This is a genomic window from Parapedobacter soli (assembly GCF_025460835.1).
GTDB classification, from domain to species: Bacteria; Bacteroidota; Bacteroidia; order Sphingobacteriales; family Sphingobacteriaceae; genus Parapedobacter; species Parapedobacter soli.
The window spans coordinates 1-13,431 of the sequence record NZ_JAMXAY010000010.1 but is presented as its reverse complement, the minus strand read 5'-3'; the positions used below and the strand labels follow the sequence as shown (position 1 = coordinate 13,431).

Genomic DNA, 13,431 nt, shown 5'->3' with positions numbered 1-13,431 from the left:
GCTGCAAATTTACGGATGCTGCGATAATAAATGGGATATATTTACCGATTTCCCATAATAAGTCCGTATTTACCGTTGGTAAGCCAATCTTTATCGGTATTGACAAGGCTGTTGATCTGGCTTTCATGCAACCCTAACACAATCTCCGATTTGAGGGTACGGATAGAAAAGCACGGGTGCCCCAAGTAATCCAGCATATTGTCAAGCGGCGTGGTATACCGCCATTCACGGTCTTCAAACAGTCTCCGGTAATTTGCATCACCCTTGAAAACCAGCACGGACCCATCACTGAAGCTCTGTTTGATTGCCGGCGGTAACTCCGTAAAATAACAGGGGCTGTTCCAAAACGGGTGGTCCAACAAACGGATTCTATGCGATTGCCGATGGGATTCGAGCCGATCGGCAAATTGGCTCAATGGCCCGGACCGGAAGCTACGCATGATCTCCAAATGGCCTATCAAGTCGCGGACAGTCGCATCGGAAACAAACGTGGGATAAGCCTTCAGGTGCAGGTTGACCCGCGACACTTGGCCGGTATTCAACAAATAGTCAATCAGCAGTAAATCTGAAAATAATTCCAGTCCGGCATTGTCTGCGATGAAATCCACTTCTCGGGCGGGTGCGGATGTGAGCAACTCATACAATACAGGGGAATCGTCGATCAACAGGTTATTCCGGAGAGCCGGATCAACCAGTGCATCGTTGGTTTCCAGCTGACTTAAATCTGCGCTGTTCCCCCATAATGCGGCCTGCAACAATGAGGTGAAATGTGCCGCCTCGAAAACAGGCGGATGCTGCATGTGTTTGCGTGCTACAGTTTCGACAAACTGCCGGTGGTGCCTTAGGCTATCCGCCTTGAGGTTATAAAATGGGTCTAAACCACTACGTTTATAGTCGACAATACGAATGATTCGGTAATAGATATAAGCCTCTGCTTCGTAAAAGGGTATGTCGGCATATCGCTTTCCGGTATGTGCGTCGAGAAACGTTTCCCAATATGCCCTGTCTCCGGGGTAAAACAGGTCTTCAAGATGCGGCACCACTCCCGATCCAATTTCATACACGAGGTCATCGATCTCCGCCTGCTGCCTGTGGGAAAGCACGTTGGTGGATTTGAGCTGATTGATGATGAACGGGAATCGGACATCGAACGTGAACGCCGCAAAGCGGCTTGTGGAAGCTGATATATGGCGTGGTAAAATTGATTCCATAAATTCTAAATCTGCTATTCAGTTTAATACCATTGGCTACTACCGGTGATTATTACGTTCGGCGCGCTCCCGGTTACGCCATTTCCACGGAGGAATCGCACCGGGTTCTACCCAAAGGCCGCGTTTTGCCTCCCTAGCTGCTGTTTCGAGCTCCGCCCACCGGGGATTCCGGTCATAAGTCCGGTAATGCCAGGCCAATCCGGATTTCAGTAAACGCTCGTTCAGGTTTATAGTATCATCAATCAATACGATACCTACCACCCTACCATACTGGTCTGTATCCATCTGTTGCACCTTCACTTCGCCCGTAGCGAGCAGCTCCTGCGTGAATTGCGTTGCCACACGGTTGTAAGGTTGTCCGCGCTCCGGGCAGTCGACCCCATGCAACCGGATACGGTATTGCTGCCCTTCTACCAATAAGGTAAACGTATCACCATCGGCCACGCGCACAACTTCGCCCGAGAGGTAATGGGTGTTGACACATGCGTTTGCAAGAAGGGAAAATACAATAAGAATACGGTAAAACATGCTTATATCTCTCCGTAAGCACCATAATAAGCAGCGCCGATGAGTGCTGCCTTACTATTGAGAATTACCTTGATGGGCACATTTTCCAATAGTTCCGCCATGTGTGAATTCCGGATAAACTGCTCGCGGAAAGGCGCATCGTGCAGCAAGGGGTAAATCCGGGGAGGTATGCCGCCACCGAGCAACAACCCTCCGGTAGCCTTATGTTTAAGTACCAGGCTGGTAGCCTCACGTGCCATATAACGTACGAAGAGCTCCATGGTTTTGATGCAAGTGGCATCCAGCTCACGCATCGCTGCGTGGCTGATTACTGCCGCAGGATCGCTATCATTCTTAAAATTCTCGGTGAGCCATGCCGGCTCCTTGTATCCCTTCGAGTCGCGAAGAAACCGGTAAATCCGCGAAATACCGGGGCCCGAGACGACGTGCTCCCAACACACGATACCCTCTTCCTGCCCGAGGTAGGCATACAACTCCAGGTCCAACTCCGTTTGGGGCGCGAAGTCACTATGACCACCTTCGGTGGCGAAGGGTCGATAAGCACTACCATCCCAGAAAAGCCCGGCTTCACCAAGCCCTGTACCCGGGGCTAGGATAGCCATATTACCTTTAGCAGGCTCGCCGTGGTCAAATACGGTGGCTAAATCGTCCTCCATCAATCCGGCTAGCCCATATGCGGTGGCTTCCAAATCGTTGAGGAGTACAACATGGCCGATACCTAGGTTGTGCTGCAATTCACTGCCATCGAGCTCCCAAGTCAGATTGGTCAGCTTTACCCGGTTATCAGCAACAGGGCCGGCAACACCGATGGACAATATATCAGGAGTATCGGAATGGCTCTCTAGAAATTTGGCGACAATCCCCTTAAAGGTACTGTTTCCAGCAGACGGCACCGTGGCCTCACGCAAGAGCTTCAGTGTGTCGCCCTGCGCCGCAAATAAACCCAGACTTGTTTTGGTGCCGCCGATGTCGGCCGCTAGAATTGTCTTTCCTTGAAGTTCAGTCTTTCCCTTTTGCGGAAAGTAAAGTGAGTAATGCATAATTCCTTTTTCTTGAGCGTACGCCGACTTTCACCTGTCCAATATACATATTAATTCATGGGAGGCTACGATTTTGGACAAAAGAACTAAAAAATAATCTCTATTTTAGGCCGATTATTTTTTTGACGGCAGAATTAATACGTAGCGAACGACCAATATAGAATTATGAGCAAAAAATCGATTTTCGTCAAGGACGGTGTGAATTATACAAGGTCTTTTATGGCCATCTGCGTGCTGTTCCTTACTTGGGGAATTGCCCATGGTCTGCTGGACACGCTTGATAAGAACTTCCAAGACCTACTGCATCTGAAAAAGTGGCAATCAAGCTTCATACAGGTTTCTTTATATGGCGCCTATTTCTGCACCGCGATACCGGCAGGCCTATATACCAAACGATACGGCTACAAAAAAGGGATTATATTCGGGTTGAGCCTTTTTGGGATCGGCGCACTTCTCGCTGCCGGAACGGCCCCGCTACAATCGTTCATTCTCTTTTTGTTTTGCCTATTGGTGATCGGTGCCGGCTTAGCGACACTGGAAACCGGAGCCAACCCGTATACCACCAAGCTAGGGCCACCGGAATCTGCCGAACGTCGGATTAATATTGCGCAGTCTTTCAACGGGTTTGCGTGGGTAATTGGACCATTGATTGCACTGTCTATTTATGGCAACCGCAGCCATGTTGAAGGCGAAAAGATGATTTCGATTGTCATACCTTTTGCAATTATCGGATTGTGTGTATTAGCCATCGCTTTTGGTTTCTCGCGGTTGAAGCTACCTAAAATCGATGAGGAAGATTTAATGCATGCCCACGGAGGCAGCGTACCAGGTGGCGATATGGAAATTTCGGACCCTACGCATCCGGACTACATTTCCAAGAAACCGTTATGGAAAAACAGACATTTCAAACTCGGTGTCGCCGCACAGGCCTGTTATGTGGCGGCCCAGACCGGTGTTTTCAGCTACCTCATTAACTTTGTTACCGACCATGATATGCACCCCCGGTTTGATGTGGAATACGGTCCATATTTCTTGTCGGCAGGCTTCTTCCTATTCATGGCGGGCCGTTTCTCAGGCAGTGCATTGATGAAGTATTTCAAGCCTGCCAGTATGCTGGCCTGCTATGCGGTGGCTATATGCATATTACTGCCCATCATATCGTTAAAACTGGGTTGGGTTTCATTCATCGCGCTCTATGGCGTTTTCTTCTTCATGTCTATCATGTTCCCAACGATATTCGCACTGACCATCAGGAGTTTAGGGATCCACACTAAACAAGGTGCTTCTTTTTTGGTGATGTCTGTGGGCGGCGGTGCAATATTCCCCCCTATAATGGGTTACGTGGCCGACATACATGGCATGGCTGCTGGTTTCCTGGCCCCCATTCCCTTGTTTGCGTTTATTGTATATTATGCCCTTAAAGGGCACAAAATCAAAGCTTAAACCGGGGCAAACAAAAAAGGGCCGAATAACTGAATATTCGACCCTACATCTACCTATGAAAAACATGCCCTTTGGGAGGGCATTACAAAAGTACATTAAAGATTGATGATACCAAACAAATAGCTGCCTAAAAACGGTTTTTGTAGACGTAATACTACATTTCTACTTGGTTCACCACGGCGGAGTATCCACCAGCCACTTTATTCGGGTTTTTTTTCATCGGCTACTGGTGCAGGTTTGATAAATTTTTAGTTATTTCGTCTCTGTAATTTTGTTGTTGACCACCGAAAAAAAGAAAATGAGTCTTAGTTTACTGGAAGAATATATAGAGACGGGTGACAGTATAGCCATCGACGATTTGCTGAATGGCAATCCAGCGCTGTGCAACCAAAAAACCAGTCATGACATATCCCCCCTCCTGCTTGCCTGCTACTATAATAAGCCCCAGATCGTGAAAGTGTTGCTCAAGCACATCAATGAGGTTTCCATTCACGAAGCAGCAGCAGCCAACCTCTTAGAGCAATTACAGGCAATGGTGGAAAACAGACCGGACGCGCCGGACGAAATTTCGGACCACGGATTCACACCACTAGGGATGGCGACGCATTTCGGTAACGAGCAGATTGTCCGCTTCCTATTGGAAAAAGGCGCCGACCCGAACATGCACTCGCAGAATGGCTATAGCGTATACCCACTTCACGCCGCGGTCGGGTCGGGTTTTGACAGTATCGCGAAGATGCTTATAGAAGCAGGCGCCGAAGTCAACGTACTGCAAGCATCGCGAACCAGCCCGCTTCATCTAGCGGCCCAAACGGGCAACATCGACCTGATTATCCTACTGCTGGAGAACGGAGCGATGGTAGAAATCAAAAACGATATGGGAAAAACTGCGTCTGACTTAGCAGGTGAGAAAGGGCATGTGGAAATAGCGAATATACTGAAAGTATAGAGGCCTAAACGTCCCAAACTTGGTGACGCATGCGCTTGATATAATCCCGGAAGTCCAACACGATACCCGCCAAAAAATAAAAGATAATCGGGAAACCTACGGCCAGGAAAGACGTATAGATAAAAAACAATCGGAGCTTGGAAATAGAAATACCCAAGCGCTCACCGATGTACGTGCAGACTCCAAAGGAGCGCTGTTCGAAGAACAGGAGAATTCGCTTTACCATCATTCACTGTGTTTGATTAACTGCAACCCTATCCCACACTCCAAACATCTTTTCTTATCGCAGTAAAACGCTTTCATTTGTAACAAAGCTTGTGTCTCGGCAGCCTGCGCCGCCTGTACCCCCAATGCGGAAAAACGCCTTACAACCGCATTATCTTCTGCTTTTAAATCCTCAAGCAATGCAATAGCCCGGTAAATATACGCTTCTTTGCCGATATATTTACCATAAGCAAATATTATGGCTGCGATGGCATTAATAAGCAGTACCTCTACCGAGCGTTCACCCAATTGGCTTTTGTGGGTCGGGCCGGGGCTATCAAAACGGTATCGTTCAAGCCAGTAGGGATGTATTGGAAGGTGGTTGAAGAATGATTTCAGCAAGTGGATTTCCTTGGTATCTGTGATGGCGGCAAATAGTTGTGTAGAACGCAGGCAAAGAGCGGCGAACTGTGCGATGCGGACGGTAGGGAAATTGCCCGGGCGTGTGCGCATGAATCGCCAGGTGGCCGCATTCATCGGTCGCAGTGCATGCAGCCGGCGTAAATGGACATATTCCCGTTGCAGTTCCTGCGGATAAGCATCTTCGAAAACTGCTTCATCCAACATACCTGCCTGCCCGAAAAACAATGCCTCCACCGCTCGTGGGCGATGTTTGTATTTGGCAATGACCGACTGGGGCAGGCTTCGGGCCAGTTGCTCGAACGCTTCGGAGTTCACTTTAAACCCAAAGCTCCTCGCCATCCAGATATAGCAAGTGTCTTCCCAGCTACCTCTCTGCTCTTCCAAAATGGTGTATATAGCTGCGATTTTGTGCTCAAAGCGTTCTATCAGTAAGCGAGATAACCATTGGGATAGGTGGAACGGCGGGACACTATGGATCAGCTTCTCGCAGGGTATCCACCACATTCCGCTCATCAACTCCCGGTATTTAGGTAAAATAGAAGCCGAAATCCGATCCTTCAATACGACCGTTTCGAGGAGTGTCCCATCTTCGCGGTAGACAGGCTTGTCGTACTCATAAACCACGTGCAACACGACGCTGTTGTAAGCACCATCCTGATGGTGTCCGTGGCGTTCCCATTCCGAGGCCCGGACGTGGATCTCCACATTGCCGCCCCACTCCACGTCGTCAATGAACACTCGGGCAGCCAGGAAATCAGGGCCCGCATTGCGGTTATGCGTACCCGTTTGGGTAACCCGAATCCGCTTACCTGAATGCGTGCGCAAATCCTGTATGGTAAACAAACGGTACTTCCATACAAAATGCAATATATCTTCAGATAAAGCCATACAATTGGTCGCAGGTAATGCAGACCAAAGATATGGATTCCGTCAGTAATAATCAAACCATGACACAACTGCAGTGTGATCGAGCTTACGTTTGGCCGGTTCATCGTAATCGCGGATCACTTTTCCATTTTCCATTTGTATAAGCCGGTTGCCATACCGGATGGCTTCGCTGATATTATGGGTAACAAGTAATGCCGTGAGGTGGTCTTCAGCAATCAGCCGGTTCGCTATTTCCATCACTTCGCGTGCGGAACGGGGGTCGAGTGCGGCCGATGGTTCGTCGAGCAATAGCACATCTAAATCGGCCATCACGGTCATCAGCAGTGTGAGCGCCTGCCGCTGTCCGCCGCTCAACGTACCCATGGGCTGCGTGAGCTTATTTTCCAAGCCCATGCCCAGCGTGGCTACCTTTTGCGCAACCTGACTGCGGAAAGCACTGCCGGTGCCCAGTTTTATCCATTTAGTAGACCTACGGAGGGCGGCCATTCGGAAGTTGTCTAAAATGCTCAACGAAGCGGATGTTCCCATCAAGGGGTTCTGGAAAACACGCCCTATCCACCGACTGCGGCGGTAATCGGGCATCCGCTGGATTTCCCGACCCTGCAATAACACGCTGCCCCTATCCGGGTATATACTGCCGGCAATAAGGTTGAGCAGCGTACTTTTCCCCGAACCGTTCGCTCCCACCAGTACGGTAAAGCTCTTTGGCTCCAGCCGGAGTGTGAGGTCCTGGACGGCCGCGACCTGCGACGCCTTGCCAGCATTGAATACCTTGGTGATATGTTGGAGCTGAAGCATTATCGATCTCAATTAACGTTTGGCCAGCTGCAATACACCCCCTACGCGAGGTAAGGCTACAATGGTCAATACCAGCAATGCCGTGGCAAGTTTTAGCAGATTAGGGTTGATCCCGGCACTTAGTGCCAGCGCCAACATCGATTGGAATAAGATGACCCCCGCAATAACACAAACCAGCATGGGCAACATAGCACGTAGTTTGAGGAAATTAATCAGCGTATCGCCGATGATTACTGCCCCCAAGCCACTGATTACAATACCGATACCCATATTGATATCTGCAAACCCTTGAAATTGTGCCATTAGCCCTCCGCTCCAGGCAACCAAGGCATTCGAAAGGGCAAGTCCGTAGACCTTCATCCGTGTGGTATTCACCCCTTGGGCACGGATCATAGGCTCACTGTCACCCGTAGCACGAAGCGCGATGCCAAAATCGCTCCGGAGCAAATAGCCCATGCCCAAAAGCAACGCAATTACAAACAGCAGCAGAACCGACAAGGTATTATCGTCTGTATTATCAAATAGCCCCAGCCCGTTAAACACATCAGGATAATCAAGCAGCGGCATATTGGAACGGCCCATGAGCACTAGATTTACCGAGTAAAGCGCGGTCATCACTAAAATACCGGCCAATAGCGCATGTATGCGGAGCCACGTATGTATCAGTGCCGTGCAGCATCCGGCCAATGCGCCGCCAACCATCGCCAAAAGGAGCGTTAGCAACGGTGGGTATCCATTAGATAGCCCCACCGCCGTAATCACGGCACCCAATGTGTAGCTCCCATCCGTGGTAATATCCGGGATATTGAAAATCTTCATGGACAAAAAAAGGCCGATGACTAACGGGCCGAAACATAAAGCCTGGATGACTGCTGCAAGGTAAAAATCCATTAATCGGTGCTACGTTGTGTGTTGTGATAATATATATTTAGCTGATCATGACCCACTTGCTGGCTGCTAGCTACAGCAGCCCGGCAAACCGGGGCCAATACACCCGCACCCCAAGCCGTCTGCGAAGTAAAAACACGGGCTTCATCCCAAAGACCAGCATCGAAAAAAAGGTCGAGCGTTTTGCGTCCCCCTTCTATAATGACCGATTGGACATCCATCAGGTAAAGTTGGAACAATATATTCTGGGGTAGGTACCAGTCAAAATTCTCGAGCGCGATGTATTTGATATTCCTGTCCCAGTCTGCCTTTGTTGCATTGAAGACAATCGTTTCGGCCTGCTGGCCAAACAGCTGCGCTGCTGCACCTACGGCAAGGTCTTTATCGATAAGAACCCGTTTCGGGTTCCTGCCCTGCCACTCCCGCACGGTGAGCTGCGGATTATCTGCCAACGCGGTACGGGTTCCCACCAGTACCGCATCCTCTTCGCTGCGCCACCGGTGTACCAATTGCTTGGCTGCCGCACCGGTTATCCACCGTTGGGTCCCGTCGACCGGAGCCATGTAGCCGTCAGCTGTTTGTGCCCACTTAAGGATAACATATGGCCGCTGCCGGCTCACCCTCGTGGAAAACCGCCGGTTCAACCAGCGAGATTCGTCGGCCAATACCCCCTCTGTTATGCGGATGCCGGCTTCCTCCATCAAGGCTATACCGCGGCCATTCACCTTGTCGAACGGGTCGCGGCAAGCCACAACCACGTGGCCAATCTGGTGCTGCGCCAATAGCGAGGCGCATGGTGGGGTTTTCCCATAATGGGCACAGGGCTCCAAGCTTACATACATCGTTGAGTCGCGGAATAGCGCCGGCGCACGGTCGCCATACTTGCCGAGGGCCTCTTCGATTACCAGGGCCTCAGCATGTGGACCGCCAAACCGCTGGTGGTAATTCTCAGCAATAATTTTCCCGTCATGTACCAGTAGTGCCCCTACCATCGGGTTGGGGCTTACTGACCCAATGCCCAATTGGGCTAGCTCCAGGCAACGCCGCATGTAAAGCTCATGTTCATGCATGACGCAAACTTAATTAAAAATGTTCTTTTTACAGTCTTCTTCCCTAAACCTCGTTGGCCCTTGCTCAACCCGTATAGATAGCGTATGTTTGTATTCATGCAATCCGTAACGGCAATAGAAAAACGATTTGTGGATGCTCTGTTGCACCTGTACCACTTGAATGAAATCAAACAGCTGTATCACATGCTGCTTGAAGATCGCCTAGGGTGGTCTAAGTCGACACACCTATTGAACCGGCAAACCCTTTTGAGCAAGGATGATACAAATTGGTTGTTGGCCGCTCTGGCAGACCTGTCGAAAGGGAAGCCTATCCAGCACATCTTAGGTTATGCGTGGTTTATGGGAATGAAGCTGACCGTCAGTGATGCCGTATTGATACCGAGGCCCGAGACCGAAGAACTCGTCCAATTGATTGTAAATCACTACAAACTTACATCTCGGCCCTTGCGCATCATCGACATAGGAACCGGGAGCGGCTGTATCGCCATTGCACTGAAACGAGCGTTACCACAGGCTCATGTATGCGCACTTGATGTATCTGAAGATGCACTATCTGTCGCTCGGCAAAATGCGAAAGAGCAACTCGTACATATTGACTTCCTCCATGCCGATATTCTGGAATGGGAGTTGGTTTTCCAAGACGAGCAGCGGTTTGATATCGTGGTAAGCAACCCACCATATATCACGTTGGCCGAGCGGGAGGCCATGCACCGTAACGTGTTGGAACATGAGCCACATCTGGCACTTTTCGTGCAGGGTGGTGCCCCGCTACTGTTTTATGACTACATTGCTGCTTTCGCATCGCACCACTTGGAGCCCGGCGGGGGGGTATACGTAGAAATCAACCGGAGTTACGGCGATTCGGTAATTGAATTGTTTGAGAAAAAAGGCCTAAAGCAAGTTACACTCCATCAAGATATGCAAGGTGCCGACCGAATGGTGCACGCCATGAAATAATTAACCGATAATTTATTTGCGCTTATGAAGTACGTCATCGTCACCTTGACAGCAGCCTTCACCACCCTGGCATCGCTTTCCTGCAGCAGCACTAAGCATGCGGGCTGTATTAATATTAATGGTTGAGACTAAAGCTTTTATCATGGAAGCCGAAATTATCTCAAATTTCATTTGGACAGTACACCCTATAATTCTATCTTTGCACCACTTTCCAAAAGCAGGGAAGTTCGTTCTGAATAGAATAAGAAGCGATTCCGTAGCTCAGCTGGTAGAGCAATACACTTTTAATGTATGGGTCCTGGGTTCGAATCCCAGCGGGATCACAACAAAAGCCGTTCTAATCAAACAGAACGGCTTTTTTCATTTTCTGTTGTCGGTTTTGTTGTCGGTTTGTTGAGGTATGCCCTGTTTCCGCCAATAATCCGTAACTTTGGATCATGGCCGTGAGGCTGTAATTTTTAACCGAAAAAGAAACCCCGTCATTTATTTGATGGGGTTTCGACGTTTTATTGACAGGACGTAGGATTACACCTCTATCGAAATCTTCACCTTACCACCGAGCCCTTTCTCTACGATGTCGTATAGGGTTTTTAATGTTAGGTTGCTCCCGTTGTTCTCGATCCTCGAAATATATTCCCTTTTCCGGTTCACCAACTCAGCAAGTTCCGCCTGGGTGAGGTGTTTATCTTCCCTCGCCTTCCTAAGCAACAAGCCAACCTTGAAACCTTCGAAATCCCTTTCCAGCGCATCCCTCCTTTCGGTACCCTGGGCACCGTAAACACTATCCTTGATGTCTTTCCAGCTTTTAGTTTCCATCATTTGCTCCTTTTCTGTTCGTAATATTCAGCCATCAATCTCAATGCCCTATCGATTTCCTTCTTCGGGGTTTTCTGTGTTTTCTTCTGGAAACCGTTCAGCAATATGACCAACCGGTCACCGTCAAAGAAACAGAATACCCGCCAGATGTTTGAGCCAAGCTGTATCCTTGCCTCGTATAGCCCATCCGTTCCGGTCATGGCCTTCAGGTAATTCGAAGGCACGCGCTCCAGTGTCTCAATGGCCTCAATAATCTTGAAAATCTTGTCCTGCACCTTTTGTGGCTGGCCATTGAGGAAATCCTCAAAGTAGTTTCTGAATGCTATGACTTCTCTGACTTTCACTATGCAAAGGTAACTTATAAGTTACTTCTATGCAAATTAATCTAGAGTGCTAGTTATCCTTGTGCTGTTTTAAGCAAGGGACTGAAAATTCCTGTGTCGACCGACAATGAAAACCCCGCGCCGGGGAGACGCAGGGCTTTCTAACTAACCAATTATAAACCTAAATTATGAAAAGACAATTCTACGACCATAGACATTCAAAGGGTGTGCCGCAATATCGGTCGTAACGTTAAATATTGTTAAACCTCAACCCAAATTAAGTAACCCCGACTTGGTGTTGCCGGGGTGGCCCTAGTGAGATCGTAGGGCACTTTATAAACATCTTAAAGCTAAGATATGCCCCAGCCAAATATAATGTTTTACAACGTCGATATTACATCCAGCCTTTTTCTAATCAAGTTTGCAACTGTTTCGGGCTTGACCTCAGCCTCATAAAACCCATAGTTATCCTTATAGCAATTACCGCAATATTTGACGCTTTGGTTGTTTTTAGTGCCACAGACACAGACCCAAACTTCCTTGGCTGTGGATGAAAACATTCCTTTAACCTGGTCGGTCGTACCCAAAGGCTGGAAGAGGCCAACCAAGTCATCCGAATATTTACGCAGCAACTCAATCTCCTTCGCTGAATAAGAGGCTTTACCTCTCCTGAGCAATTCCAAAGCAAATTTTCTACCGTTCAAATGGTTGTTGTATAGTAATGGCTTAAGTTTTTCGTAATCGATGAGGTTATTATCAGACGCTATCTTTAAGAACCTTCTAAGCGCGTCGCTATCAATATCATGTTTTTCCAAATAGCTATACAGGCCATTTATAGCCGAATCGGTATCTAAATTATCAAAATATTTAGGTAGCGCCAGCTGCTTCGAAGAAGATGCGGGTTCCATCGACCACACAGAAAGCAGACCCATAACCAAATTACATAATTCGGGTAGTCTGCTCTCGACAATAAAATTCACGGTATTTTCGGGTATCTTCGAAATAGCAGGTTTATCACTATCGAAGCGTTCAATGATGTTTTTTGCCCTGACTTTTCGCTCTACGAGTTCGCCATCATAAACCTCATAGCTCGACGATTCGCCGCCGCCTGCCTTGTCTCCCCTTTTGACAGCCTTAACTGGAGTGCCTACAACAGAAACCATAAACATTTGATTTCCCTTGCCGCTTACCTCGCCGAAATCAATTTTTACGCCCACAATGGCATTTGCGCCTATTGATCTAGCCTTATTGATGAGGGCTTTAAGTGCCTGGTCATAGATTTCATTTAGTCGCCTCTCATAGCCATCGGAACGGCCGCCGAAAAAGTCTGTTATCGACGCTGCAAAATCACTAAAGATATTTGCGCCGACTACAACATTGGATGACACGGGCTGTAGATACTCTTTTATGTCCCACCCTTCAATTGAGTTTGTTGTGGTTGTGGTAAATTGGTTCATAATTGTTTTTTTAGATCTAGTGAGCAAACGTAACTAAATATCATCCGTTTTCAAAATAATCCACGTCTATCATGTCAATAGACACAGAGAATACCTATTTGACCTGAATTATCGTGGGTCTCCCTCGCGCGCGTATCTTTCGTTTTTGGCTAGTCTCAAACCAAATAGCCCCGCGTTCAATTTGCAGGGCTATTGGGGCTATCGTTGAAGGTTATTTCTTTCCTACCCGTCGTATGGTGGCCATCTCGGGCTGTTTAGCCACATGCTCCGGCTTCTCCCTCCTTTCCGCTACCGACATGTATGTCTTGCGATTCGATTGCAGCGCCGCCGACATCAACTCGATGACGCTGTACCGATAACCTGACCGATAACCGTCATGTATGGGTTTAATGTATCCATCCGACCAAGTACATCTTTCCTGATTAATTGATCCGCT

Annotated in this window: 15 protein-coding genes and 1 tRNA gene; 4 read left to right on the top strand and 12 right to left on the bottom strand. The window is 48.5% G+C overall.

Annotated elements, in window-relative coordinates:
* Positions 1-41 precede the first annotated feature (41 nt).
* The 3 genes from NGM62_RS06290 to glk are packed head-to-tail and all read right to left on the bottom strand — an operon-like array spanning position 42 to position 2,779.
* The gene (locus tag NGM62_RS06290; RefSeq protein WP_262246649.1) at positions 42-1,211 is read right to left on the bottom strand and encodes a damage-control phosphatase ARMT1 family protein; all 1,170 of its coding nucleotides are present in this window, start codon (positions 1,209-1,211) and stop codon (positions 42-44) included.
* A gap of 39 nt (positions 1,212-1,250) precedes the next feature.
* Complete coding sequence (locus tag NGM62_RS06285; RefSeq protein WP_262246648.1) at positions 1,251-1,739, bottom strand: thermonuclease family protein; 489 nt, start codon at positions 1,737-1,739, stop codon at positions 1,251-1,253.
* Positions 1,740-1,741: 2 nt separating this feature from the next.
* A complete protein-coding gene (gene glk, locus NGM62_RS06280) occupies positions 1,742-2,779 on the bottom strand; it encodes a glucokinase (RefSeq protein ID WP_262246647.1) in 1,038 nt (345 codons plus the stop codon).
* 165 nt (positions 2,780-2,944) lie between these two features.
* On the opposite strand from glk, the gene NGM62_RS06275 reads away from it, so the two are divergent.
* Positions 2,945-4,222: a sugar MFS transporter gene (locus NGM62_RS06275; protein ID WP_262246646.1), complete on the top strand. Its 1,278-nt coding sequence runs from the start codon at positions 2,945-2,947 to the stop codon at positions 4,220-4,222.
* A 298-nt stretch (positions 4,223-4,520) separates the two neighbouring features.
* Positions 4,521-5,171: an ankyrin repeat domain-containing protein gene (locus NGM62_RS06270; protein WP_262246645.1), complete on the top strand. Its 651-nt coding sequence runs from the start codon at positions 4,521-4,523 to the stop codon at positions 5,169-5,171.
* A 4-nt stretch (positions 5,172-5,175) separates the two neighbouring features.
* Here the strand turns inward: NGM62_RS06270 and NGM62_RS06265 are convergent, their stop codons facing one another.
* The 5 genes from NGM62_RS06265 to ribD are packed head-to-tail and all read right to left on the bottom strand — an operon-like array spanning position 5,176 to position 9,442.
* Positions 5,176-5,397, bottom strand: coding sequence for a PspC domain-containing protein (locus tag NGM62_RS06265; protein ID WP_262246727.1), 222 nt, complete (start codon positions 5,395-5,397; stop codon positions 5,176-5,178).
* A complete protein-coding gene (locus NGM62_RS06260) occupies positions 5,397-6,686 on the bottom strand; it encodes a DUF2851 family protein (RefSeq protein WP_262246644.1) in 1,290 nt (429 codons plus the stop codon). The genes NGM62_RS06265 and NGM62_RS06260 overlap by 1 nt, the downstream gene beginning before the upstream one ends.
* A 42-nt stretch (positions 6,687-6,728) precedes the next feature.
* Positions 6,729-7,484, bottom strand: a complete 756-nt coding sequence (locus NGM62_RS06255; protein WP_262246643.1) for an ABC transporter ATP-binding protein — start codon at positions 7,482-7,484, stop codon at positions 6,729-6,731.
* A 12-nt stretch (positions 7,485-7,496) separates the two neighbouring features.
* On the bottom strand, positions 7,497-8,375 hold the full coding sequence (locus NGM62_RS06250; protein WP_262246642.1) for an ABC transporter permease: 879 nt from the start codon (positions 8,373-8,375) through the stop codon (positions 7,497-7,499).
* Complete coding sequence (ribD, locus tag NGM62_RS06245; protein WP_262246641.1) at positions 8,375-9,442, bottom strand: bifunctional diaminohydroxyphosphoribosylaminopyrimidine deaminase/5-amino-6-(5-phosphoribosylamino)uracil reductase RibD; 1,068 nt, start codon at positions 9,440-9,442, stop codon at positions 8,375-8,377. The genes NGM62_RS06250 and ribD overlap by 1 nt, the downstream gene beginning before the upstream one ends.
* A gap of 84 nt (positions 9,443-9,526) precedes the next feature.
* Between ribD and prmC the strand changes: the two genes are divergently transcribed.
* Positions 9,527-10,399 (top strand): peptide chain release factor N(5)-glutamine methyltransferase, encoded by an 873-nt coding sequence (gene prmC, locus NGM62_RS06240; RefSeq protein ID WP_262246640.1) that lies wholly within the window; start codon positions 9,527-9,529, stop codon positions 10,397-10,399.
* Between the two features lie 250 nt (positions 10,400-10,649).
* Positions 10,650-10,722: transfer RNA gene (locus NGM62_RS06235), tRNA-Lys, on the top strand.
* A gap of 202 nt (positions 10,723-10,924) precedes the next feature.
* On the opposite strand, the gene NGM62_RS06230 is transcribed toward NGM62_RS06235, so the two are convergent.
* The 4 genes from NGM62_RS06230 to NGM62_RS06215 form a co-directional block, all read right to left on the bottom strand.
* The gene (locus NGM62_RS06230) at positions 10,925-11,218 is read right to left on the bottom strand and encodes a helix-turn-helix domain-containing protein (RefSeq protein ID WP_262246639.1); all 294 of its coding nucleotides are present in this window, start codon (positions 11,216-11,218) and stop codon (positions 10,925-10,927) included.
* A complete protein-coding gene (locus NGM62_RS06225; protein ID WP_262246638.1) occupies positions 11,215-11,559 on the bottom strand; it encodes a type II toxin-antitoxin system RelE/ParE family toxin in 345 nt (114 codons plus the stop codon). The genes NGM62_RS06230 and NGM62_RS06225 overlap by 4 nt, the downstream gene beginning before the upstream one ends.
* A gap of 359 nt (positions 11,560-11,918) precedes the next feature.
* Positions 11,919-12,995 (bottom strand): YbjQ family protein, encoded by a 1,077-nt coding sequence (locus NGM62_RS06220; RefSeq protein WP_262246637.1) that lies wholly within the window; start codon positions 12,993-12,995, stop codon positions 11,919-11,921.
* A gap of 211 nt (positions 12,996-13,206) precedes the next feature.
* Positions 13,207-13,431 (bottom strand): hypothetical protein (locus tag NGM62_RS06215; protein ID WP_262246636.1); only part of this gene is annotated, 225 nt, incomplete at its 5' end.

Excerpts from the sequence above, each read along its gene's own strand:
- NGM62_RS06290 (WP_262246649.1), bottom strand. The coding sequence starts at position 1,211 with ATGGAATCAATTTTACCACGCCATATATCAGCTTCCACAAGCCGCTTT.
- NGM62_RS06285 (WP_262246648.1), bottom strand. The coding sequence starts at position 1,739 with ATGTTTTACCGTATTCTTATTGTATTTTCCCTTCTTGCAAACGCATGT.
- glk (WP_262246647.1), bottom strand. The coding sequence starts at position 2,779 with ATGCATTACTCACTTTACTTTCCGCAAAAGGGAAAGACTGAACTTCAA.
- NGM62_RS06275 (WP_262246646.1), top strand. The coding sequence starts at position 2,945 with ATGAGCAAAAAATCGATTTTCGTCAAGGACGGTGTGAATTATACAAGG.
- NGM62_RS06270 (WP_262246645.1), top strand. The coding sequence starts at position 4,521 with ATGAGTCTTAGTTTACTGGAAGAATATATAGAGACGGGTGACAGTATA.
- NGM62_RS06265 (WP_262246727.1), bottom strand. The coding sequence starts at position 5,397 with ATGGTAAAGCGAATTCTCCTGTTCTTCGAACAGCGCTCCTTTGGAGTC.
- NGM62_RS06260 (WP_262246644.1), bottom strand. The coding sequence starts at position 6,686 with ATGGCTTTATCTGAAGATATATTGCATTTTGTATGGAAGTACCGTTTG.
- NGM62_RS06255 (WP_262246643.1), bottom strand. The coding sequence starts at position 7,484 with ATGCTTCAGCTCCAACATATCACCAAGGTATTCAATGCTGGCAAGGCG.
- NGM62_RS06250 (WP_262246642.1), bottom strand. The coding sequence starts at position 8,375 with ATGGATTTTTACCTTGCAGCAGTCATCCAGGCTTTATGTTTCGGCCCG.
- ribD (WP_262246641.1), bottom strand. The coding sequence starts at position 9,442 with ATGCATGAACATGAGCTTTACATGCGGCGTTGCCTGGAGCTAGCCCAA.
- prmC (WP_262246640.1), top strand. The coding sequence starts at position 9,527 with ATGTTTGTATTCATGCAATCCGTAACGGCAATAGAAAAACGATTTGTG.
- NGM62_RS06230 (WP_262246639.1), bottom strand. The coding sequence starts at position 11,218 with ATGATGGAAACTAAAAGCTGGAAAGACATCAAGGATAGTGTTTACGGT.
- NGM62_RS06220 (WP_262246637.1), bottom strand. The coding sequence starts at position 12,995 with ATGAACCAATTTACCACAACCACAACAAACTCAATTGAAGGGTGGGAC.